The sequence below is a fragment of the Streptomyces sp. NBC_00582 genome (assembly GCF_036345155.1).
In the GTDB taxonomy this organism is placed as follows: Bacteria; Actinomycetota; Actinomycetes; order Streptomycetales; family Streptomycetaceae; genus Streptomyces.
In genome coordinates this window covers 146,201-168,311 of record NZ_CP107772.1, presented here as the reverse complement: position 1 = coordinate 168,311, position 22,111 = coordinate 146,201, and the positions used below count along the sequence as shown (strand labels likewise).

General features: G+C 70.9%; 22 protein-coding genes and 1 pseudogene. 7 read left to right on the top strand and 16 right to left on the bottom strand.

The window, feature by feature from the left end; all coding sequences use genetic code 11:
- Positions 1-144: 144 nt before the first annotated feature.
- The 4 genes from OG852_RS00840 to OG852_RS00825 form a co-directional block, all read right to left on the bottom strand.
- Positions 145-555, bottom strand: coding sequence for an HGxxPAAW family protein (locus OG852_RS00840; RefSeq protein WP_133916228.1), 411 nt, complete (start codon positions 553-555; stop codon positions 145-147).
- A 169-nt stretch (positions 556-724) separates the two neighbouring features.
- Positions 725-1,135 carry a winged helix-turn-helix transcriptional regulator gene (locus tag OG852_RS00835; protein WP_133916229.1) on the bottom strand — a complete coding sequence of 137 codons (411 nt, stop codon included), beginning with the start codon at positions 1,133-1,135 and terminating at the stop codon, positions 725-727.
- Positions 1,136-1,239: 104 nt separating this feature from the next.
- A complete protein-coding gene (locus OG852_RS00830; RefSeq protein WP_330346814.1) occupies positions 1,240-2,826 on the bottom strand; it encodes an MFS transporter in 1,587 nt (528 codons plus the stop codon).
- Positions 2,827-2,892: 66 nt separating this feature from the next.
- A complete protein-coding gene (locus OG852_RS00825) occupies positions 2,893-4,095 on the bottom strand; it encodes an Acg family FMN-binding oxidoreductase (RefSeq protein WP_330346813.1) in 1,203 nt (400 codons plus the stop codon).
- Between the two features lie 198 nt (positions 4,096-4,293).
- Between OG852_RS00825 and OG852_RS00820 the strand changes: the two genes are divergently transcribed.
- Positions 4,294-6,486 (top strand): helix-turn-helix transcriptional regulator, encoded by a 2,193-nt coding sequence (locus OG852_RS00820; protein WP_330351369.1) that lies wholly within the window; start codon positions 4,294-4,296, stop codon positions 6,484-6,486.
- A 66-nt stretch (positions 6,487-6,552) separates the two neighbouring features.
- Complete coding sequence (locus OG852_RS00815) at positions 6,553-6,768, top strand: hypothetical protein (RefSeq protein ID WP_330346812.1); 216 nt, start codon at positions 6,553-6,555, stop codon at positions 6,766-6,768.
- A 23-nt stretch (positions 6,769-6,791) separates the two neighbouring features.
- Here OG852_RS00815 and OG852_RS00810 read toward each other — a convergent pair whose 3' ends face one another.
- Positions 6,792-7,922 carry an FAD-dependent oxidoreductase gene (locus tag OG852_RS00810; RefSeq protein ID WP_330346811.1) on the bottom strand — a complete coding sequence of 377 codons (1,131 nt, stop codon included), beginning with the start codon at positions 7,920-7,922 and terminating at the stop codon, positions 6,792-6,794.
- A 128-nt stretch (positions 7,923-8,050) separates the two neighbouring features.
- Between OG852_RS00810 and OG852_RS00805 the strand changes: the two genes are divergently transcribed.
- Entirely contained in the window at positions 8,051-8,632 is a 582-nt protein-coding gene (locus OG852_RS00805) for a TetR/AcrR family transcriptional regulator (RefSeq protein ID WP_133916234.1), read from the top strand.
- Here the strand turns inward: OG852_RS00805 and OG852_RS00800 are convergent.
- Entirely contained in the window at positions 8,629-9,477 is an 849-nt protein-coding gene (locus OG852_RS00800) for a hypothetical protein (protein ID WP_330346810.1), read from the bottom strand. The genes OG852_RS00805 and OG852_RS00800 overlap by 4 nt on opposite strands.
- A gap of 392 nt (positions 9,478-9,869) precedes the next feature.
- Here OG852_RS00800 and OG852_RS00795 point away from each other — a divergent pair, with 392 nt between their 5' ends.
- Together OG852_RS00795 and OG852_RS00790 are read left to right on the top strand one after the other, a co-directional pair.
- Positions 9,870-10,649: a CAP domain-containing protein gene (locus tag OG852_RS00795; protein ID WP_330346809.1), complete on the top strand. Its 780-nt coding sequence runs from the start codon at positions 9,870-9,872 to the stop codon at positions 10,647-10,649.
- A gap of 306 nt (positions 10,650-10,955) precedes the next feature.
- Entirely contained in the window at positions 10,956-11,159 is a 204-nt protein-coding gene (locus tag OG852_RS00790) for a hypothetical protein (protein WP_330346808.1), read from the top strand.
- Positions 11,160-11,370: 211 nt separating this feature from the next.
- Here OG852_RS00790 and OG852_RS00785 read toward each other — a convergent pair whose 3' ends face one another.
- Both OG852_RS00785 and OG852_RS00780 read right to left on the bottom strand, forming a co-directional pair.
- Positions 11,371-11,943 carry a hypothetical protein gene (locus OG852_RS00785; RefSeq protein ID WP_330346807.1) on the bottom strand — a complete coding sequence of 191 codons (573 nt, stop codon included), beginning with the start codon at positions 11,941-11,943 and terminating at the stop codon, positions 11,371-11,373.
- A gap of 350 nt (positions 11,944-12,293) precedes the next feature.
- The gene (locus tag OG852_RS00780; RefSeq protein ID WP_133916237.1) at positions 12,294-12,797 is read right to left on the bottom strand and encodes a hypothetical protein; all 504 of its coding nucleotides are present in this window, start codon (positions 12,795-12,797) and stop codon (positions 12,294-12,296) included.
- A 313-nt stretch (positions 12,798-13,110) separates the two neighbouring features.
- Here OG852_RS00780 and OG852_RS00775 point away from each other — a divergent pair, with 313 nt between their 5' ends.
- Complete coding sequence (locus OG852_RS00775; RefSeq protein ID WP_330346806.1) at positions 13,111-14,514, top strand: sensor histidine kinase; 1,404 nt, start codon at positions 13,111-13,113, stop codon at positions 14,512-14,514.
- A 6-nt stretch (positions 14,515-14,520) separates the two neighbouring features.
- Positions 14,521-15,180: a response regulator gene (locus OG852_RS00770; RefSeq protein ID WP_133916239.1), complete on the top strand. Its 660-nt coding sequence runs from the start codon at positions 14,521-14,523 to the stop codon at positions 15,178-15,180.
- Between the two features lie 71 nt (positions 15,181-15,251).
- Here OG852_RS00770 and OG852_RS00765 read toward each other — a convergent pair.
- The 8 genes and pseudogenes from OG852_RS00765 to OG852_RS00730 all read right to left on the bottom strand — a co-directional run.
- A pseudogene (locus OG852_RS00765) lies at positions 15,252-15,595 on the bottom strand (ISL3 family transposase); the annotation flags it as partial.
- Positions 15,596-15,672: 77 nt separating this feature from the next.
- The gene (locus tag OG852_RS00760; RefSeq protein ID WP_330346805.1) at positions 15,673-16,275 is read right to left on the bottom strand and encodes a hypothetical protein; all 603 of its coding nucleotides are present in this window, start codon (positions 16,273-16,275) and stop codon (positions 15,673-15,675) included.
- Positions 16,262-17,845, bottom strand: coding sequence for a vWA domain-containing protein (locus OG852_RS00755; RefSeq protein WP_330346804.1), 1,584 nt, complete (start codon positions 17,843-17,845; stop codon positions 16,262-16,264). Before OG852_RS00755 ends, OG852_RS00760 begins: the two co-directional genes overlap by 14 nt.
- Positions 17,842-19,017 carry a toxic anion resistance protein gene (locus OG852_RS00750; RefSeq protein ID WP_330346803.1) on the bottom strand — a complete coding sequence of 392 codons (1,176 nt, stop codon included), beginning with the start codon at positions 19,015-19,017 and terminating at the stop codon, positions 17,842-17,844. Before OG852_RS00750 ends, OG852_RS00755 begins: the two co-directional genes overlap by 4 nt.
- 16 nt (positions 19,018-19,033) lie before the next feature.
- The gene (locus OG852_RS00745) at positions 19,034-20,098 is read right to left on the bottom strand and encodes a hypothetical protein (protein ID WP_330346802.1); all 1,065 of its coding nucleotides are present in this window, start codon (positions 20,096-20,098) and stop codon (positions 19,034-19,036) included.
- Positions 20,099-20,575: 477 nt separating this feature from the next.
- The gene (locus OG852_RS00740) at positions 20,576-20,977 is read right to left on the bottom strand and encodes a YrdB family protein (protein ID WP_133916276.1); all 402 of its coding nucleotides are present in this window, start codon (positions 20,975-20,977) and stop codon (positions 20,576-20,578) included.
- Between the two features lie 477 nt (positions 20,978-21,454).
- On the bottom strand, positions 21,455-21,859 hold the full coding sequence (locus OG852_RS00735; RefSeq protein ID WP_330346801.1) for a DUF4345 domain-containing protein: 405 nt from the start codon (positions 21,857-21,859) through the stop codon (positions 21,455-21,457).
- Between the two features lie 26 nt (positions 21,860-21,885).
- Positions 21,886-22,083, bottom strand: a complete 198-nt coding sequence (locus OG852_RS00730) for an alpha/beta fold hydrolase (RefSeq protein ID WP_330346800.1) — start codon at positions 22,081-22,083, stop codon at positions 21,886-21,888.
- Positions 22,084-22,111 lie beyond the last annotated feature (28 nt).

The window sequence follows — 22,111 nt, the reverse complement described above, 5'->3', positions numbered from 1 at the left end:
ACGCTTCCGCGCAGCCGGTTGGAGGACGACCGAGGGTGTCCTGACGGCTCGGATTGTCCCGCTGGGCGTCGTTGGTGTGCATGCCCGGCACCATGCGAATGGACGCGCCGGGCCCCTGGCCGGCCCGCCCGCGCAGACGGGATCTCAGGCACGCCCTGCGCCCTGCGTGCTCGAACTCGAACGGTGCAGGCTCTGGCGCGGCGGCGAGGTGGCCGCTGTGGACGTCGGCTCTGCGAGCCTCGTGACCGCCTCGACCCGCCTCCCCGCCATGCGGCACCCAAGGCAGTCCGGGTGCCCCCGCCGGGCGCCGGGATCCTTCACCCGCCAGTCCCACTGGTCGGCTGGGCGGGGGCCGCTGGGCTTCCCCCAGCCCGCCAGGTGCAGGAGCCAGGTGATGGCCGCGGCCAGGGCGATCACCGCCGTACCGGAGATGATCAACGCCGTGGAAACAGTGATCACTCCGAGGCCCGCGACGCAGAAGCCGGCCAGTGCGACGGCTGTTCCGGTCCAGCCGGCCACCGTATGACCCAGGTCCACGTTTTCGTGCGCGCCCATTTTCTCTCCTTCAAAGGGTTCAGCGAGTCAGATTCTGTTGACGTGACACAGGACGCGAAGGAGATCGCATCGGCCGGTTGAACCGATACGCGGGACAAGGCCGGAACGTCTTGCGGCACGAACCTCCGCAGCGGCAGCCTCGCCCTCTCCCTGCCCTAACGGAGCCGCGTCACAAGTGCGCCCTGGGCCGGTCGCGTTGCGCGGAACGGGCTTCCTCGGACGCGGTCGCAGGGAGATGGTCCTGTGCCCACACGGTCAGGGCGGCCAGGGGAATGAGGAGCGCCTTGCCGTGGGAGGCGAGCGTGTAGAGCGTGGGTGTCGGTGTGCCGGGGTGGGCGGTGGGGGCCACCAGGCCGAGGGCGGTCATCTCCCGGAGGCGCCGGGTGAGCAGGCCGTCGCTGAGGCCGGGGGCGCGCTCGCGAAGGAGGTGGAGGTCGGCCGGGCCCTTGGCGAGGGCGGTGATGACGAGCCCGGTGCCGCGTGTGCCGAGGAGAGCGGAGGCGCGGGTGAGGGCTTCCAGGGGCTCGGGCAGTGGGGGAGGTCCGGGCTGGTGCGCCGTCTGAGTGCGCGGCGGAGTCATGTCGCTTCCTTCCCGGTACGGCGCGCGGGACGCATCGTGGTCCCTCGCGCCGCCCGTCGTGGTGGATGTGTCCGGCGGTCGTTCGTCCGGCGGTCGTTCGGTGGCTACGCCGTCGCCTTCGCCGCGTCGCGGTCGGTGCCGGTGCCGTCGGTCTGGGTGTGCACGGCGACCGTGCCGGGCTTGCCGGTGCGGCGCAGCAGGCCGGTGACGACGACGGCGGCCAGGGCGGTGGTCGCGGCGCCGCTGAGGAGTGCGAGGTGCATTCCGGAGGCGAAGGCGTCGCGGGCCCGTTCGATCAGTGCGGGGTTGCCCGTGGCGTGGCCGATGTGGTTGGCGGCGGCGAGGGAGGAGCGTGCCGCGTGCGCGACCGGGGCGGGGAGCCCGCTGGTGTCGAGCCCGTCGCGGTACCGGGCGCTCATGAGGCTGCCGAGGACGGCGATGCCCAGGGCGCCGCCGAGTTCGCGTGACAGGTCGTTCACGGCGGATCCCACGTTCTGCAGACGGGGCGGCAGGGCGTCGGTGATCGCCGCGGTGGCCGGCGTCGTGGCAAGGCCCATGCCCGCGCCGAGCGGCAGGAGCCCGCCGGCGACCAGCCAGTACGAACTGCCGGCGTCGAGCTGGGCCAGCACGACCAGGCCGGTGGTGACCAGGAGAAGGCCGACGGTCCAGGGGCCGCGGGCGCCTCGCCGGGCGACCAGGCGCGGGGTGAGCCGGGCGCTGGGGATCATCGCCGCGGACATCGGCAGTACGCTCACCGCGGCCATCAGGGCGCTGTCACCGCGCACCAGCTGGAGGTACTGCATGGTCACGAAGATGAATCCGAAGAAGGCGAAGAACTGCAGTGTGGTCGAGATCGATCCGGCCGCGAACGCCTTGTGGCGGAACAGCCTCGGGTCGAGCAGGGGGTGCGGGTGCTTCAGTTCCCAGGCGACGAAGGCGGCGAGGACGGCGAGCCCGAGGGCCATGCCCACCAGGGTCCGCGTGCTGCCCCAGCCGTGCTCGGGCGCCTCGATGACCGAGTAGACCAGCGTTCCCAGCCCGGCCACCGTCAGAGCCGCTCCGGTCACGTCCACCCGCTGCTTGCCCGGCTGCGCGGACTCCGGCACGAAGAGGTGGGTGCCGATGAACGCCACCCCGGCCATCACGGTGTTCAGCCAGAACACCGATCGCCATGACCACGCCTCGAGCAGCGCTCCCGAGGCGAAGAGTCCGAGCGCGGCGCTGGCGCCCGCGACCGCTGCCCAGATGCTGATGGCACGCGCCTGCTGGGCGCGGGGGAACGTGCTGGTGATCGTGGAAAGGGTGGCGGGCATGACGAATGCGGCTGCCACGCCGAGCACCGCGCGAAGGGCGATCAGGACGCCCGGTTCGGTCGTGAAGGTCGCGGCGAGCGACACTCCCGCGAACAGTCCGACACCGCCCAGCAATGCCCTGCGACGGCCGAAGCGGTCGCCGAGGGTCGCGGCGAGCAGCAGGAACGATGCGAAGATCAGACTGTAGGCGTCGATGATCCACGACAGCTGGGTCTGGTTGGCGTGTGTCTCCCGGGCGATGTCGGGCAGCGCCACGCTCAGCGATGCCATCGCCGATACGACGGTCGCCAGGGCCAGGCAGGTGACGGCCAGAACGGGGCCGGTGCGCACGGCGCGCACTGGTCCGGTGGCCGGGTGCGAAACGGGGGAGCCGGGCATGGGGGAGTCTCCTTTAAAACGGAACGGGTGGACGGGCGGCGCAGCGGACTCACCGCCCCGTGAGGGTCAGCCGGTTACGACGTCGTCGAGGCTGCGACGCGGGCTGAGGCCCGCAGTGCGCTCGGGGTGGCCGATGCGGAAGGACAGCAGGCCGGTTGAGGCGGGGCGGCTGAGCAGAGCGGCCCAGCGGGCGGAGAAGACATCGGGGTTGCCGGCCGCGGTGTCGCGGTCGATGCGTTCGGTGATCTGGTTCATGTGGTGCAGGCCGAGGCCGAGCGCGGTGGCGGTCAGGTGCATCCGGGCCAGCAGCCGTCCGCCGTTGACCTGGGCGGTTCGGTCCGTGACGTCGTCGACGGCGATGACGCCGTAGGCGGCCGCGGTCGCGGTGTGCACCTCGCGGGTGGCCTTGACCCAGTAGGCGTCGCCGTCCTTGCGGGACTGCGCCGGCAGGAGTTTCGCGGCGAACAGGGTCAGCCCGCCCAGACCCTGACCGTCGAGGGTGAGCCCGTCGCGGTGCTGGTCGATGCTGCCGCGCGAGCTGCGGAACCAGGTGAACGCCTCGGCCGACTGAGCGGTGTCGGCGGTGATCGCCTCGGTGGCCTCGACGTAGAGCCGGCCCAGCCGCTCACGCGCCGCCCCGTCGGTGATCCACAGCACCCGCGCACCGTCGATGCGGGAGCTCTGCTCGGTGAAGCCGGCCAGGTCGACGGGCGTGGACTTGTACGGCCCGCGGTTGGTGTGCCGGTACGGGATCGCGGCGGCGAGGTCGCGGTCCTGCCCACTGCCGCCCTCGCGCAGCACGATCCGCGCCACATGGTCGGAGGCGAGGCCGTCCGGGAAGAGGGTGACCTTCGTGGTGAGACCGGCCGCTCCGGCGGCGATCACCATGTTCTCCACGGCGCAGCCGAGCCCGGCGAAGTGTTCGCGGCCACTGGCGTCGTTGAGCGGCATCCGCCGGCTGGGGTCGGAGTGGACGTCGAGGGTGTCTGCGGCGGCGCGGATGCGCCACGGCTGGGTGTTGTGCGGGTTGCACGCCAGGACGCCGGCGGCGACCACCCTCTCGACGCCGGACAACGAGGCCCAGTCGTGCCAGAGCTCGTAGGGATCGCCGGATCCGGCGCTGAAGGCGCCGTTGGTGATCGCCCGGACCCCGCCGACGCCCACGCCGAGAGCGGCCACCGAGCCGATGCCGAGGCCGGTCAGCTTCAGCGCGTCCCTGCGGGTGAAGGCGGTCTCCGGGGGTTCGTCCGTGACGGTGTCATTGGCCATGACGTCTCTCCTGTCGCGCGGCCCCCGGTTGTGGCAGGAGACTCGCGCCGGACAGGGTGCCTGCGCACCACCCCGCCGCGAGATGTACCCGGGGTGGTGGGGCTGGCAGAATCGGCGTCGGGTTGCGGTGCCGCGCCGCAGGTCGGGAGCGTCGTGACGTCGGACATACCTACGCGGCCACTGCTGGCCGTGAAGCAGATGATCCCGCCGGCCCGGGCCGGCGCGGTCCCGCGGGAACGCCTGCAGCGGCAGTTGCGCCTGGCCGAGACCCGTCTGACGGTGGTGGTGGCGCCCGCCGGTTGGGGCAAGACGAGTCTGCTCAGCGGCTGGGCGGCGGACCCCGAGGAGAAGCGCCGCATCGCCTGGGTCTCGCTCGACGAGAGCGACGACGAGCCCGTCCGGTTCTGGAGTTACGTGCTCACCGCGCTGCACAATGCCGGCGACGCGATCAGCAGGGCCCCGCTGCAGGCACTGGACGCGGCCGGCGTCTCCCCGGTCGACCTCGCCCTGCCGATGCTGCTGAACGAACTGGCGGCGACCGCGGTACCGCACGTACTGGTCCTCGACGACTACCATCTGCTCGCCGATCGGCGGATCCACGAGGCGGTCGAGTACCTCGTGGCGTACCTGCCCGCCTCGTTGCGGATCGTGATCGCCTCGCGCACCGACCCGCCGTTGCCGATCGCACGGCTGCGGGCCCGCGGCGACCTGGCCGAGCTGCGGGCTGCACAGTTGCGCTTCTCGCCGCAGGAGGCGGCGGCCCTGGTGGCGGCGGTGTCCGGGCACGACCTCGACGAGGCGGTGGCAGCAGCCGTATGGGAACGGACGGAGGGGTGGGCGGCCGGCCTGCAGCTGGCCGCCCTCGCGCTGCGCGCCGACCCGGCGAAGGCCCACGCCGACGACCGGCATCTGCTGGACTACTTCGCGGCCGAGGTGCTGCCCGGCCTCGCGCCGCGCCATCGCGACCTGCTCATCCGGGCCGCACCGCTCGAACGCCTTTCCGGTCCGCTGTGCGACGCCGCACTGCAGGTGACCGGATCGGCCGAGGTGCTGTCCGATCTGGTCAGGGCCGATCTGTTCGTGGCCGCCCTGGACGACGAGCAGCGGTGGTATCGGTGTCATCATCTGCTCCGGGAGGTTCTGGGACGTGAGGCCACGGCGGACCCACGGGAGGTCCTGGGCCATGCCGCGGCCTGGTTCGCCGACGAGGACCGCATCGACGACGCGGTGCACCACCTGTTGCGGGCCGGCCAAGACGACAAGGCCGCCGAGCTGATGCTGCGCAACGCGGAGAGCTGGTTCTTCCCCCGGGGAGCCGCGGCGACCTACCTGCAGTTCGGCGAGCGGCTGCCCAGCCGGGCGGTGGGCCCGGAGCTGGCCTTCTCGCTGGCCTACACGGCGGCACTGTGCGGCGACCAGGACCGGGTGAACCGCTGGCTGGACGTCTGCGAGGCGGGTGGTGCCCCGGACACCGCCGTCCCCGGCTGGCACAGCTTCCGCAGCGCCGTGCTCTGCGTGCGCGCGGGCTTCGGCATGCCGGATGCCGAGGCCGCGCGATCCGTCGCCATGGTGCGGCAGGCACTGCGGGAGGAAACCGGGGCAGGCGCCGCCGGGCATCCGACCGTACGGGCCGCGCTGGGGGCGATGCTGGCTCGCGACGGCCGCTTCGACGAGGCCGCGACGCTGCTGCTGCACCTGTGGTCGTCACCGGCCCACCGCAGGGCGTGGCCGCCGTCACTGATGCTTCAGGGAGCCGGCACGCTGACGATCAGCCTCGTCGAAGCCGGCCGGGGCGAAGACTGCGACCGGGTCCTGCGCGAGGCCCGTCCGCTCGCCGACGCCGTCGAGCGCGACGGGCGGGAGACGAGTACGCCGGGGCTGGCCCCCCTGCGCATCGCCCAGGCCAGGCGCCGCTACCAGAACGCCGACATGGAGGAAGCCGCCGTCCTGCTGCGCCGCGCGGTCACCCTCGCCGAACTGCACCCGCGGCCGACCGTGCTCTTCCTCGGCCTGCTGTACCTCGCCGACGCCGAACTCGCCCGCGGGGATCGGCCCGCCGCCCGCGCCGCACTGGCCCGCGCCCGCGAAGTGGTGGACGAGGAGCCGGTGAGCGCCTACGCGAAGCGGCGGCTTGAGCAGAGCGAGGCGCGGTTGGGCCGCATCGGCACGCGGACCGCCGTACGCTCCGGTGTCCTCGCGGAGGAACTGACCGACCGCGAATGGTCGATCCTGCGGGCGTTGCAGGGGCCGGCGACCCAGCGGGAGATCGGGGCGGCGCTGTTTTTGTCCATCAACACGGTCAAGGCGTACAACAAGAGCCTGTACCGCAAGCTCGGCGTCGCCTCCCGGCAGGACGCCGTCACAGCGGCCCGCAGGCTCGGCTTGATCTGACCCCACCCCGGGTGCTTCTGCCGGCGGGTGGTGCGCGGCCACCCGGGCGGCGGGTTCCCTGCACGCATGGCCCTTTCGCGTTACGAGCTGACGCTGCGCGGACCGATCTGCCGCGCCCTGCTGGACGTGATCCGGACCAGGTTCGACCACGTGTCGGCCCCGGGCCCGGACGGGACCGTGCTGATCGTCGAGAACGCCGACCAGGCATCGGTACGCGCCCTGCTGGCCCTGCTCTGGGACACCGGCCACGACGTGCTGGCCTTCGAGGAGACGACGGTCTGAGAGGTTCCCGAACACCCTCTGCGTCACCGGTAGTTGAGCTCGGCGAGCTCGGTGGCGAGCTTCCTGGGCATGGCCGTGTGGCCGAGCAGGGGGAGGGCGATGTTGCGTGCCCCGCGGGCCATCGCGTTGCGCGCGGTGGCCACGCGGGTCATCCGGTGGGTGAAGGCGACCACCCGCTGGGCCACGGGGCGGCGCTGTGCCTCGTAGCCGTCGAGCCGCCCGGTGGCGAACGCCCGGCCGAGGGCATAGCCGTCCTGGATGCCGGTGTTCATGCCCTGGCCGCCGGCGGGGCTGTGCACATGGGCGGCGTCGCCGGCCAGCAGCAGACGGTCGGCGCGGTAGCGGTCGGCGACCCGGTGGTGCACCCGGAACCGCGACGACCATGCCAGGCCGGTGACCTTGGCCTGGCCGGGGGCCCGCTCGTCGAGCAGCCGCTGCACGAAGGCGAGATCGGGCGTCGCGGGCGCGTCGTCCACGGTGGCGACGACCCGGTAGTGGGCGCCGGGGAGCGGGGCGACGACGGTGAGTCCGGCGGTGCCGAAGGTGAGCGAGACCTCAAGGGGGCCCGGGGCCCACTCCATCATCACGTCGGCGAGCACGAAGGACTCGGCGTAGGCGTTGCCGGTGAACCCGATGCCCGCCGCTTCGCGCACGGTGCTGTGCATGCCGTCGGCTCCGACGGCGTACGCGGCGCGCAGCGTCTCGCCGGTGGTCATGGTGAGCGTCACTCCCTCCCCGTCCTGCGCGACGGAGGCGACCTCGTAGGGGCGGTGCACCTCGCCGCCCAGCGCGCGCAGCCGGGCCAGCAGCACGCCCTCGGTCTCGTACTGGGGAACCATCAGCGTGTACGGGTGAGAGGTGGGCAGCCGGTCGAACGGCACCGTCAGCAGTGGGCGGGCGCCGTCGCGGACGGCGAAGCGGGTGACCTGAACGCCTCGTGCGATCAGCTCCGCGGAGGCGCCGAGCTCGTCCAGGACCTCCAGGGTGCGGGCGTGTACGACCGCGGCACGCGAGGTGTTCGCGCCCTCGGCCAGCCGGTCCAGGACGACGAAGTCGATGCCGGCGGACGCGAGGGTGACGGCGAGCGCGAGTCCGGTCGGACCGCCGCCGACGACGGCGACCTCGGTCCGGCCGGGGAGTGCGGTGGTGTTCATGGCGGGGTTTCCCTTCTGACCCAGCAATAGCCAACACTTGTTGGCCAATGACTGTTGGCCAACAGCCGTTGACATGATGTGCACCTCCGCACTGGAAAGTCAACACGTGTTGGCCTACAGTTGTGGGCATGACCCCAGACACCGAGACCGGCCCCACCGACAGGCGCTCGGACCGCACCAAGGCCACGATCCTGCGCGCCGCCCGCGAACGATTCGCGGCCCAGGGCTACGAGCGCACCACCATCCGGGCCGTGGCCTCCGACGCGGGCATCGACCCGTCCATGGTCATGCGCTACTTCGGCAACAAGGCACAGCTCTTCGACGCGACACTCGCCATCGACCTGCGACTTCCCGACTTCACGGACGTCCCGGCGGACGAACTCGCCCAGGCCCTCGTGCGGCACTTCCTCACACGCTGGGAGGGCGACCCGGCCGACGACGCACTGCTGGTCCTGATGCGTTCGGCGGTCACCAACGAACAGGCCGCGGCACGGATGCACGAGATCTTCGCCGCCCAGGTCGCCCCGGCCCTGGCCGCGGCCCTCGGCCCGGACCTCGCCGCCCGGCGCGCGGGCCTGGTCTCCGCGCAGCTCCTCGGCCTGGGACTCACCCGCTACCTGCTGCGCCTGCCGGCCGTGACCACCCTGACGCCGGACGAGATCGAAGCCGGCCTCGCCCCGGCCATCCACGCCGTCCTCCACCCGAACTAGGCGGCGCGGACGGCACGACCTGCACAAACCATCGTCACGGTGCCGCGGCTGCTGGCCCCGGCCAAGCTCCAGCAGGGCATGGTCTGCCGGCCCTGATCCGCTGCGACGGACGCCACGGCAGCGCGTTGCCGCACCAGGAAGGCACCTGCCGTCGGCCGGGACCGAAGCGCGGATGCTTCGGCGGCCCGGCACGTTGAGGTCGGCGTGCCTGCGCAGGGAGCCCGGGAGCTCGGCACCCGCTTGGTGATCAGGGCCGAGTCGGTCGTCTCGTAGTCCTTGGCCGTGACGCTCCACAGCACCTGCGCCAGCCTCAACTCCTCGCACGGTGCGACGACATCCACGAAGCGTTCCTCGGGCTCGCCGTCTGCCTGATCACCCACCGCCACGTCCAACGCCTTTGTCCGGGTGCGCTCAGGCCTGCTGTACGGCACTGGCCGTGAACTGGAAGTCGCGTTCGCGGTCGTGCTGCGCGCCGCCGGCTTCACCGTCGCCGAGCTGGACGCGGAGCTGGGCACCAAATCGGCTGCTCGGACGTGTACCAGCGCAATCAGCACAAAGAGTTCGTCGATGCCCTCACCTTCCAGGTGCTCGCCACGGGCCGGCTCTTCGATGGGTGGCGTGCTCAAGACTGGCCAGCCGTGCCAACCGCCGTGCTCGGCCGAGTCGGCGTAGGAGGCACCCGAGTGTTCATGATCGTTTGGAATGCGGTGGCATCTGGATGCCCGCAGCGTGATTCTGGCCTGTGTCACCGCCGACACCTGGTCCGGTTTTGCACGGTCACCGATGCCTGACCGCATCGCCCCGCATGCCGGATACCGGAAGGCTGTGGGGAAAGTCAGTGACATTCCTCACGTGTCCGGTCTCCATCAACGTGCCGCGATAGTACGGGCGTGTGGCCGACATAGGCGGATCTGGCATACGGAAGCAGGCATACGCGACACATCGGCCCGGGTCGCCGGCCCGGGTCACCGGCATCGAGCTGCCGGACCGCCTCTGTCGTCCTTCTGACGGAGTGTGAGGCGCGGTCTGTGTCCGGTGCGGCGGCCCGGCACAATCCCGGGCCGGATTCAAGGGCTCCCTCGCCCACTAGGTGAGGTAGTGGAAGTGCCCGTTGCCATGCCCTCGCGCGGCTTTGACAATGACGGCCCGCAGGGCGTCCCCGCAGGTCAAGCGCAGTGTGTGTGTGAAACCGAGCTCGCCGGAGGCGCAAGGAGAGTCGACCGAACGAGGTCCGAGCATGAGGAATCACCGCAAGCACCGCAGGAAGACGCGCTGCCGGCCCATAGCCGTCGCCGTCCTGGCGATGGGCGCGGTGGTGGTGCCGTCGGCCGCCATGGCGTGCGGGGGGGACGGAGGAGCCGACGCCATCACCGCCACGTCCCGTCCCTGGAAGGACGGGAGGAAGGCGTCCTGGGGCGCGTACCGGGGGTGGGACGTCCGGACCGCGAAGCCCGCGGCTACGGCTTCGCCCTCGCCGACGACCCCTCGCGGGACTGTGGCGCCCGCCCTGGAAAAGCCCAAGGCGCCAGTCTCGAAGGCGACCACCCCGCCCGCCCTGACGAGGACCACCGCCGCACCACCGAAGCCGGCCGCCACCACGGCGCCCGCCGCCACCACGGCGCCCGCCGCCGGCATGGCGCCCCCCGCCGTCGCCCGTGTGGTCGCCCTGGTCAACAGCGAGCGCGCCAAGGTCGGTTGCTCCCCGGTTACCCTGAACGCGAAGCTCTCGCAGGCCGCCCAGGCCCACAGCGCGGACATGGCGAGCCACAACACCATGTCACACATCGGTTCCGACGGGTCCGACCCGGGACAGCGGATCACGCGCGCGGGCTATCTCTGGAGCACCTACGGCGAGAACGTCGCGTACGGGTACTCCACGCCAGAGCAGGTCATGGCGGGCTGGATGGCCAGCGCCGGTCACAAGCGCAACATTCTGGACTGCGGCTTCAAGGAAATCGGGGCGGCGGTGGCGCAGCCCGGCAATTACTGGACGCAGGACTTCAGCACGGCCCGCTGACGCTCACGGGGCCCACGCCCGTCGCGGCCGCCGACCACCACGCCGACGCGGCCGCTGCGCTCGCTCCGGAGCGGCCGCGTCGGGCGTTGGCGCCGTTCTGGCGGCGGATGGTGCCTGCAGCTGTGCTGCCCGGAGCAGGGTGGTCGAGGTGGGCGGCGAGCAGGAGGAGGGGGAGGAGCGGTCGCCTGTGCGGGCCAGCAGGTCACGCCCCCGACCAGTTGACCTCACTCTTCCCTCACTGCCGGCCAGACGACCGCAGCACCACCGTGATGCGGTGTGTGAAGCAGCAAAGGCGCTGCGAAGGAGATGGCCCGCGTCGTCCTGGACGTCGCGGTGCGTTCCCTGTGGGGCCGGCCCCAGCGGAACACCGGCGACCCACAGGGCGAGGATGTCCCAGCCGCGTCGGTTGCGCTCAACCTCATTCGCCTCGGCACCTGGTGGAACGGCCACCCACTCGACCGCACCCGCGTCAGCCACCCTGCCCGTCTCGGTCTCTCCCTCGCCGCGTGAGGAGCTGCACCAGAAGCTCGCGACGTGGTCCGGAGCGCATCGATGCCGTTGAAGGCAACGGCGCCGCCTCACGTCGCGAGCCCGGCCGCGCTGCGTAGGCGGCCTCTCCGGTGGCCATCAGGCGGTCAGGTCTTCTGCTGACTGTCCCGCCCTTGCCTCATGAGCGCCATCACCCACAGATAACTGTGCGTTCTGGTTGGCCACTCTGAAGTCATGCGGCGTCGGCCACCTGGTCGGGACTTTCGTTGAGGTGGTCACGGGCCGCGATCGTGAACGCGTCGATCGCATCGACAAGGCGTGCGTGTTCCTCGCGTGCTCTCTGCACCGCCTGGGGGTCGCTCGCCGTCCTGCGGTGCACAAATTGCGGGGCGCCGGAGCGCAGCATATGAGCGGCAATGCTGGCTTCTTGGGCGAGCTCGGCAATGTGCTTGGGACCTTCGAGGAGAACGACGGGCAGTGTCCGTTGCAGGGGATCGATCAACTCGGCGGCCTCCGCCCGCAGTTCCCACGACCGCCGCTCAACGCGGTCCACGTGATCCTCGTCTCCAGCAGAGGGCTCGGCGAGTGCCCGTTCCTGGTTCCGGGTGAGTCGCGTCTCGTATGCGTAGGTGGTGGCTGCGCCGAGGAAGGCGGCATATGCGTCCCTCTGATGCTGCCGGCGGACGGCGTCTACCGGCCCACGGCGGGCTCCACGTGCCTGATGAAGTCCGGCGGCGTAGGCAGCCGAGGCAGCGAGTACGGCGGTGGGTGTGGTGACGAGTGCGGCTGCGATAGCGGAGTCCATGGCCCGTGATCCTGCCGCACCACGTGGCTCTGAAGGCGACGCTCCCGTAGCACCGGCACCGTGTTCCGATTCGGGCGCTGCCCGTCATGAACGCCGTTTGGGTGCAGGGGTGTTGTTCAGATGCGCTTCCACGCTGGACGGGGGACTCGTCCGGGTGGAGAAAGATCAGGGGAGCGTAGCGCCGGGCCAGTGCGGCGCCGTCTCTCGGCACCGCCCCGGCGGTCGAGGTGCTGGAGACGGTGGAGACGGAGCGGAGGCTGTCCGCTGCCAGGGCCGGCGGGGACAGCGGTGGCGCCGGTTGAGTAGCGGGCCGAGGCCGCCCGGTCCCACTGCGGGCAAGCGAGCGGGCGTCAGGCCGCGTTGGAGGCGAGTGCGGCGAGAATGGCCTTGGCGCCTTTCCGGTAGAAGGAGAGGTAGGAGATCGAGCTGGTCAGTTCGATCTTCTGACCATCCGCGTCCCTCAGCTTCAATCGGCGCGACAGGCCCCACCACTTGACCTGGCTGGTGGTGGTGGCCCGGTTCATACGGAGGAGCTCACGCTCGGGTTCGTACCCCCAGCCCGAGAGAGCCAGCAGGTGTATCGACGTCGCGGTGACGACGACGACCATGCGTACGGTCACCCCCTGGGAATTGGCGTTGACCCGGCGGGCCGCGCGGATTCCGATCGCGGCGAGCACTCCGTCGGTGAGCGCGTCGGCGTCCAGGATGGAGGCCACGGTGCCCGACGCGACGCCCCCCACCGCCAGGCCCAGATAGTCGTCCTGGAGACCGAAGATGCCGACCGCCTCGATCGGCTCCTCCAGCTTGAGGACTCGCTGGGACCGCTCGGCAAGAGTGGCCAGGTTGATTCTCATGTGATGCTCTCTTCCGGGGGGCTGGAGTGTCACGGTCATGCCAAGGAGGTCCCAGGCGGACACCACGGAGACATCAAGAAGATGCCAAAAGGTGCTGATGGGCCGTGAACTGACGTGCTGTCGGTGGACTTGCTGAGCGGGCGCCGCAGGAGCGCTCCGGCAGCATAGGACGTGGCGCGGGGGACGCGGATCCTTCGTGGCGGCGTCATGTTCTCCTTCCGTGGAAGGGGTGGGACGGGCTCCGGACACCTTCCTCAGGGCAGGTGCGATGGCCCTCCGGGGCACCCGGTTCGGTGTAGTTATAGTTCGGGCCGTGAGGACGCCTTGGCAGGCAGCGGTCTGCGACTGGGTGGGGGTGCGGCGGTCGACGGCGAGGGACACCGGCATCGCCCTGCTTGTCATGTTCCTCTCGTTCTGGGGTGCCCACGGCACCTTTCTCGGAGCCCCCGCGTCGTCGACATGGACGGCGTGGCGGTGTGCGTGCGCCCTGATCGGCTGCGGTTCTCTCGTCCTGCGTGAGCGCCTGCCTCTGACGGTTCTGGGCGTTTCCCTGGCCGCGGACCTTCTGGCGCAGTTGTCGCGCAGCGGCGGGCGGGTGGATTCCTACGCCGTGCTTCTCGCGGCCGGGAGCGCGGCGTCGAATGTCGGCATCACCCCGGTCAGTACCGCGTTCTACATCGCGGCGACGCTCGCGGAGTCGTTCGCGATGCGCCCCCTGCCGGGGGCAACCCAGGCGGCGGCCGTCTGCGCGGTGTTCCAGCTCGTGATCATGGCGGGGCTGCGGACGGGGATCCGCCGGGAGCGTGCTCAGCGCACACGGGAGCACGTGGAGCGGCTGTACGAGCGCAGTGCCGCCGCGGCCCGGCAGCATGCCCTGCTCATGCGTACCGCGGCTGCGGAGGAGCGCCTGCGCGTGGCTCGCGAGGTGCACGACGTGCTGGCCCACACCATCAGCGTGGTCGTGATCCAGGCCACGGCGGCCGCCGACGGCTTCGAGCACAGTCCGGTCCGCGCGAAGGCCGCGGTGGAGGCCATCGGAGATGTGTCCCGCCAAGCCCTCAAGGACCTGCGCTCCCTGCTCAACGCCCTCCACGACGACTCCGACGCGCCCGCTTCCCCGGCCGCTTCCTCGCCCACCGGCACGCCCCGGACGCCCTCGCACGGTGACACCGACCTGTCGGGACTCCTGCCCATGATCGACCACGTCAGGGCCACCGGCCTGGCCGTCGACCTCGATGTCGCGCGGCCCGTTCCGGCGCTGCCGCCGACGGTCGCCCTGGCCGCCTACCGCGTGGTCCAGGAGGCCCTCACCAACACGCTGCGCCATGCCCACGCCCGTCGCGCCGTCGTCAGCGTCGCTCACCGGCACTCCGCGGACGACCCGGGTGGCGGCGTCCTGGTCGTCGAGGTCGCCGACGACGGCTGGGGCCTGCTCGGGGGCGCGCCGGTCTCGCCCTCGCTCGCGGGGAGCGGACGGGGACTGACCGGCATGGCGGCCCGGGTACACGCCCTGGGCGGCACGGTCGCTTCGGGCAACCGGGAAGCGGGGGGCTTTCAGGTGAGCGCCCGCATACCTGTGGGTGCTGCCGCCTTCACGGCGGAAGAACAGGGCGCCTCCCCGGCCGGAGGACAGGACACCTTCACGGCCCAAGGCCAGGGCGCTTCTCCGCCCGAGAATCCACCGTTGGACCCGCCCGGTCCCCGCGAAGACAGGTGACGCGCAATGCTCCGAGTGCTGATCGTCGACGACCAGGAGCTGGTCCGTACCGGTTTCCGGATGATTCTGGAGGCCCGGGACGACTTCGACGTCGTCGGTGAGGCCTCCGACGGGGGCCAGGCCATAGCCCTGAGCGAAACCCTGCGGCCCGACGTGGTCGTGATGGACATTCGTATGCCCGTCGTCAACGGTATCGACGCCACCCGGGCCATCGCGGCCTCCGGCGCCGCCACGAAGATCCTCGTCCTGACCACCTTCGACACCGACGAGAACGTACACGCGGCCATCCAGGCGGGCGCGAGCGGCTTTCTCCTGAAGGACACCCGGGCCGACCAGTTCGCCGACGCCGTCCGCACGGTCGCCGCGGGACACGCCGTCATCGCGCCCACCGCGACCAGGCGGCTGCTCGACCATGTCGCACGGGCCACACCTCCAGGTGCGCCGCGCAACCTCGACAGGCTCGATATACTGACCCGACGCGAGCGTGAAGTCCTGGTCCACGTCGCCGAAGGACGCTCCAACGCGCAGATCGCGGCCGAGCTTCACCTCAGCGAGACCACCATCAAGACCTATGTGTCGGCCATCCTGCACAAACTGCAGCTGCGGGACCGCATTCACGCCGTCATCACCGCATACGACTGCGGCCTGGTCCCCACCAGCCGCTGACCGGCCGGCCGCCAGGGTCTGTCAAATGAACGGCCCTGTCTCATATTCGGTGGTGACGGAGCGTGCCGCTGTCCGAGGAGGGTGCGGTGGCGAAGCAGGGTGAAGCCTGCTCGTCCGTGCATCTGGCGGCGCGATCCGCTTGGTTTTGGTGTTGACGCCCTCGGTGGGGCCGTCGCTGTACGGAAGCGCATTTTCTGCGCAAGGCGTCAGGAGTTCGGCGAAGTCACCGACAACGGTGGCCAGTTGGGACGTCTCGGGGCACACTGCAGTGGTCCGGGCCAGCAGATCGGGCTGATCGGCCTGGAGGTTGTCGGGCCTGGCGAGGATCATCCGGGCGAGCCGGCGCGGGGGAGATGTGGCTGCGTTCAGCGTCCGCGCGGCCCTGATTGATGTACTTGTGCAAGAGGTTCAGGCAAGGGTCGGCTGGGGTGGTGCAGCGGCTGGGCCGACGGGCCCGCCCGTGATCGATACGGCCCCGCGCCCCCGAGGCGGCTACTGCGAGCGGTCCTCCAGGTAACGCGTGTGGGTTTCCTGGCGTCTGGCCTCTGTTTCCCGCAGCGCGCCCGCCAGTTGCTCCGCCTCCTCCTGGAGCAGGGTCAACTGGCGTTCCAGATGGCGCTCCGGGGGATCCTGGCCCGGTGCCAGCCGTGCCCACCACCTCGTTCGTACGAAGGTGTCGACCGCCTCGGGAACGTCGTGGCGCACCGCCCTCGACAGGGTGTGGACGCCCTCTGGGTCCTGGGCCAGGATCTCCGCGACCCAGCCGGGTTCGAGGAGGGCGGTCAGCAGGCCGGTCAGTTCGGTGAGGCGGCCCGCGGCGGCCGGGGGCAAATCGACCTCCGCGAGGTAGGCGCCGAGGCGTTCGAAGTCGCCGCGCACTTCGTCGAGCTGCGCGGACGGGTCGGGGAAGTCGGGCAGCTCGGGCCGCTCCGGCGGGGCGATCAGCGCGCCCGCGCCGTAGAGGCCGACGACCACGACCGGCCAGTACGGGCCCGCGACGCCCGTGAAGGTCAGGACCAGGCCGGTAAGTCCCGCCGCGCTGCCGGCGATGTTCTTGCGGGACTCCAGGAATCCGACGAACCTACTGGTAGCCACGGATCTCCTCGAAGGCGCCGTCCAGCGAGCCCTTCTGGGCGTCGAAGAGGCGACCGCCGGTCAGTTCGGCGATGTGCTCCAGCTCCCCCCGGTCGGAGTCGCCGAAGAGGACGGGGAAGACGGGGATGGCCTGCCGTTCGGCGCTGAGGCCCTGGTAGAAGCCGTCGAAGTCGCCGGCCTTCGCGCCCGCCGTGTTCTCGCCGTCCGTCATCAGCACGATCGACGTGAACGCGTCCCGGTCGGCGCCGAGGTGGTCGTACGCCTTCTCCAGCGACGTATAGACGGCCGTGTCCCCGTCGGCCGACAGCTCCTTGGTGTCCTTGCGGATCGCGGCGAGCCCGGCGGCGGGGTCGGCGGGGCTGACGACATGCGTCCGCACGCTCTTGACGTCCGATCCGAACGGCATCAGCGTCACCTCCTCGCGGTCCCGGAAGTCGCCGGTCAGGTCGGTGAGGGCGGTCTTGAGGCGGCGCAGCCGGTCGCCCCGCATCGAGCCGGAGGTGTCGAGGACATACACCGTCCGGGAGGGGCGGCGCAGGTCGTTCTCATAGGCGTCGAGGAGCCCGTCGGCGACGGACCGGGTGCCGGGGAAGGGCAGTTCGCGCCGGCGGGCGGTGTCGAGCCCGGCCGCGGGCGGCACCGAGGCGACGACCGGGCGGCGGTGCGTCTTGACGGTGATCAGCCGCTGGACGGCCTGCGTGCGCAGCGCGTCGGTCACCCGCTTGACGTTGTCGCGGGTCGTCGCGTCGGCCGCGGCGAGGGAGGAGAACGGGTAGTCGGCGGTGACGACGCCGTCGGTGGGGCGGATCACGGTCAGCCCGGGGATGCCCTCGAGCACGGACTCGTAGTTGAGGAGCGCGTCGACGTCGCCGCGCCGGGCGTACGCGCCAGCCAGCCAGCCGGACGAACCCGAGGTCAGCTGCTGCCCCTTGAAGAACTCCTTCAGCCTCGGGGCCGCCTTCGCGACATCCGCGTCGGTGAGCGCGGACTGGGCTCCGGAGAGCGCCGAGGCGACCGAGACGAGCGTGGAGAAACCGGAATTGGAGCGCGCCGGGTCGGTCATGCCGTAGGTGAGTTCACCGTCCTGGACCGCCTGTTCGATCTGCGACCAGGTGACGTGCCCGGGCTTCCAGCCGAGGGAGCCGACGGTCGCCGTCCGCACGCCGATGGCCACCGGGCTGGACATGATCGGCGTCTCCGAGAGGATCTTCTTCGCCGCGTCGGGGCGCAGCCGCAGATAGTCGTCCGAGGACAGCCACACGGCGTCGTACCTGGCGTCCGTGCCGGGCTTCGCCAGCACGTTCACGGCGTCGAGCGTGCCCATGTAGGTGGGCCGGACCGTGACGCCGGTGTCCTTGCGGACCTGCTCCAGCACGGGGGCCATGTCGCTCAGCTCGCTGGAGGCGAGGACGCGCAGGGTGCCGGGCCGGGGCGCGCCGGGGTCCTTCTCGTCCCGGTCGGCCACCGCCGAGCAGGCGGTGAGCAGGAGGGCGAGGGCGGTCAGCGCGAGGAAGGGCCGCAGGGGCCGAAGGGGACCAAGAGGGCGAAGGGGCCTGGCGGGTCGTCTCATGAGAGGCCGCCTTCCAGCGCGCTGCGGGAGCGGCTGCGGTCCAGGTAGGTGCCGGCCTGCTGGAGTTCGGCCGTCAGGTTCTCGACGGTCACCGCCATGGCCTCGGTCGCCTGCACCTTGTAGGTGTCGATGGTGTCGAGGGTGCGGTAGATCTGCTGGAAGGCGGCGCGCAGGGTCTCGGCGCCGACGGCCGGGTCGGCGGCGATGCGCTGGATCTCCCCGCTCTGCGTCGCCAGCATCTCCGCGTTGCCCCGGATGAGGTCCTCGGTGGTGCCACGCAGGGCGTTGACCTGCTCGATGACCTTCTTCTGGGTGTCGAGCGCGGAGGCCAGCATGACCGAGATGCGCAGCGCCGAGACGGTGGTCGTGGCGGCCCGGTCGACGCCCTTGATCAGCTCGTCGTTGTTGCGGCGGACGACGTCCATGGCGAGGTAGCCCTGTGCGCACACCGCGAGCTGGGTGAGCAGGTCCTGGTGCTTCTGCCGGACCGGGAAGAGGACGTCGGCGCGCAGGCTGTCGGCCCGCTCGGGATCGGTGAGCTCGGTGCCGGAGATCTGCTGCTCGACGGCGGAGTCCAGGGCGTCGGTCAGGACGATGTACTCCTGGAGCTTGCCCATGGTCTCCCAGAGCCGGACCCGCTCGGTCTGCAACGCGGCGTTGTCGCGCCGCAGTTCGTCCTGGCCGCCGCGCAGCGAGCCCACGATCTTGTTCAACGTGCCCTGCGCGGAGGCGTACTTGGCGACGTGGTCGCGGAGCTTGTTGCCGCCGGGGAGCCTGGACAGGAACGTGCGGCCCCTGCTCGCCGGCAGGTCCCGCGGGTCCAGGTCCTCGACCACGCGCCGGAGTTCGACCAGTGAGCCGGCCACCTTCGACTGGGCGTCGCCGCCCTTGTCGGGCAGGCTGCGGACGGTCCGCTCCAGCATGCGGTTGGACTGTGCGGCGGCCGTGCGCATCTCGCCCGCGCCGAGCGCGGTGATCTCGCCGACCTTGCCGACGAACTCGGGCGAGCGGGCGTCGAGGGCGGCGAGCCCGTCGACGTAGGCGGCTGCCTTGGTCGCCATGTCGGTGCGGACGGCGTCGTCCACGGGGACGAGTCCGCCGGCCCGCTCGCGCGGAACGGCGGCGACGGCCTCGGGCGGGGTGAGGGTGAAGTCGTTGTCGGTGCTGCTCATCTGCTGCTGTCCCCTCTTATCCGCGCGCCCGTCGCGCCAGCTCGTGCAGCACCGCGGAGGTGGGCACGGGCGCCTGGCGGACGCCGGTCAGTCGCTGCTTGAGGTAGGTGCCGGCCGAGGCGAACTCGGCGGCGACGCCCTGCGGGCGGAACCCGTGCCGGATCTCCAGCTTGCGCAACCCCGGGTCGGTGGACAGGAGTCGGGCGAGGCGGGAGCCGTTCCCGGTGAGCGGCACGGCGGTGTGGTCGCTGTTGACGGTGGTGTCCGGGTAGAGGACCACCAGGTCGTCGGGCTGCTGCCCCTGCGCGAGGAGGGAGGCGACCTGCGACTCGTAGACCAGGACGAGCGGGTTGCCGGCGCCGCTGACGAAGTCCCGGAAAGCCGCGTCCGTGCTGGACTGCTGGGCGCCCTGGACGCTGACCAGCTTGTGCAGCAGCGGCGCGGTCCTGTCGACCTCGGCGGTGCTCGCGACGACCTTGCCGCCGCCTGCGACGTAGGAGGCGGCGGCGAGATAGAGCGCGCCGGAGTTGGAGGTCTGCGGGTCGGTGCTGGACAGGTAGAGGGTGCCGGTGAGCTCCCCGAACTTGTCGGCGCCCTTGAGCTGCTGCCAGGTCCGGTCGGCGCGGGCCGCGTCCAGATAGGCGGCCATCTTCAGGGTGCCGCGGTGCGCGGCGTCCAGGGTGGCCAGGCCGTTGGCCGCGAGGACCCCGGCGGCGCTCTTGTGCGCCACGACGACGAGGGGCGAGTAGAAGGGGCGGGGGAGGGTCCCCTGCACCTTGTACTTGGCCGCGAGTTCGACGGCGGGCGCCTGGCTGCTGGGGAACGCCAGGTCGTAGCCCTTGAGGTTCAGCCCTTCCATGGCCCAGGACCCGGAGGTCTCGGCCTTGACGGTGTAGCCCTTGGCGGCGAGGGCCTTCACCACGTCCGGATCCGCGAAGAACTCCGCCTTCTCCGACCCGATCACCATCCGCACGGTCTTCGTTGCCGTGCCCTTGTCCTCATCGCTGCGACCCGCGACGACGGCGACCACCACACCCGCCATCAGCAGTACCGCGAGGACGATTCCCATGATGCGTCTCACAGGTGGAGCCTGCTCCCGGAACCCCACATTCCCGGGTGTCCCTGGTGAACGGACGGTGACCCACCAGCCCCGGCCCTGCAACGCCGCCGCGTAACACCCCCGCGGGGCGCGAAGCCGGCGCGGTGCGTGGCGCCCGGTCCGCGCGTCGCTGCGGGCGCACGCGGACCGGGGCCGTTCGGGAGGTTCGGCCGGCTGTGCTCGGTTCCTTCGGTTCCGTCAGGGCGGCCGTGTGCGCTTCCATGACAGTCCTGGCGTGCCGACGTCCGCGCAGCTCGGCCACTCGTGCGTGCCGCTGCGGCAGAATGGGAGGTCGGACGTCACGCGGCTCAGGTGTCCGGCCCTGCCACGTAGCGGTTCGATGCTGCGGAGACGGCCTGGGTGGGCCCCGCAGCAGCCCTCATTGCCCACAGCAACCGAAGGGGGAACGAAGAGCAGCTGTGGGGGAAATCGCGGCTCTGCCCGCAATGTCGTGCATCCTCAGCGGGAAGCCGGTGAGCCGTCTACGGGTGGCTGCCCTGTATGCGGGGCGGGCGGCCTGCGGCGAAAGATCTCGGCCACGGCTGTATTCGCGACCACGACGACTGCCATGGCCACGGCGGCAGCAGGATGCCCGACGCCGTACAAGGCCGCTGCACCACCACCCAGCACTACCGCCTTGACCACAAGCACCAGCGACAGCCCGGGCCGCAGCCGGGCCCTGGGTGCCGCGAACAAGGACCACAGCACCATGGCCAGCAAGGGTGTTCCCGCCCCGAGCAGAACACGAAGGGCGCCGTCGTGACTGACGGCGAATCCCCACCAGCTCAGGCACGCCAGAGCGGCAAGCTCTACCAGGAACGCCAGGAGTTCGTTCGCGGCGTACCAGCGCCGCTCGTCCATCACGCCCACGGTGTCAAAACGTGTTGGCATCGAGTCCTCTCCGTACCAAGGCACCCAGCATGCCAAGGCGGCGGCGCGTGGGGTGCGCTTTCACGCAACTGCGGCCAGAGCCGACTTCACATAGCGCCTTCACCGGTGGCCGTGGAGCTTGGGTTATGCGCTGCTGAACTGTCCACGGAACTATCGTCCGGCGTCGTGCTCGCTTACGGGTCGGCGGGTGCACTTCACCCGCCGAGACCTGGCGTGGCCGCGCGAAGTGGCGCCGCTGATGCGGGAGTTCAGCGACTTGTTCGCCGGTTTGGATGCGCGATCGAGCCGCAGGTTCCCGTTCTCGCAGGTCACCCCTCTGCACTGCGAGAACGACCGATCAGATAGTGCGGCCAGCATCGCGCGACCCCCATGTACTCCAGCGATGCCTTCAGCCGGCCGCACCGAGAGCTGTCGTCGTGCGCCCTGCCGCACGGGGGGCGTTGACTGTCAGGCGGTCTCCCTCAGCTGCGGGGAGGAGTCCGCCACCCGCAACGCATAGGCCGCAGCGCCGGCGTAGGAAGCCTCGACGACAAGAACGGCGATCAGCAGCGGATGGGGCCACCCGTCCGCCACGATGCTGACCAGGCGCCCCGCAGCCAGGCCGCTCATGAAGGTGAACAGCGTGACGAGCGAAGTCCTGGTGTAACGCGTGTGGGAGGCTCCCAGACAGAACAGGATCGCCAGGGCTACGTACAGTGACCCGGAACCGCTCCTGAAAATGTTCGCCTCCGACGGCGACTGGATGTCGACCCCGTAGACGTCGAGCAAGAGGTGGGGAGCCAAGAGATAGATCAACCCGATCACGGCGACCCCGAGGCTCGCGGAACCAAGAACCATCTTGTGCAGACTCATCTTTCTGATACCTCCGGTGTGGGAGCTCATCGAAGAAGCTCCGGAACATGCGGCACGAACTGCTCGTGGTGTGGGAAGACGCCGCCCTGGCCGGCATCGGGGTGGATCCGAAGTGAGGCGTTCGGCAGGCGATGCGCGAGGTCGAACGATGCTCGTGCGGGAAGCATGCGGTCGTCCTCGCCGTTCGCGACCAGAACGGGTTGCCGGATCGAGGAGAGGTCCATCGGTGCTTGATTTCTCCAGCGAGGGCGC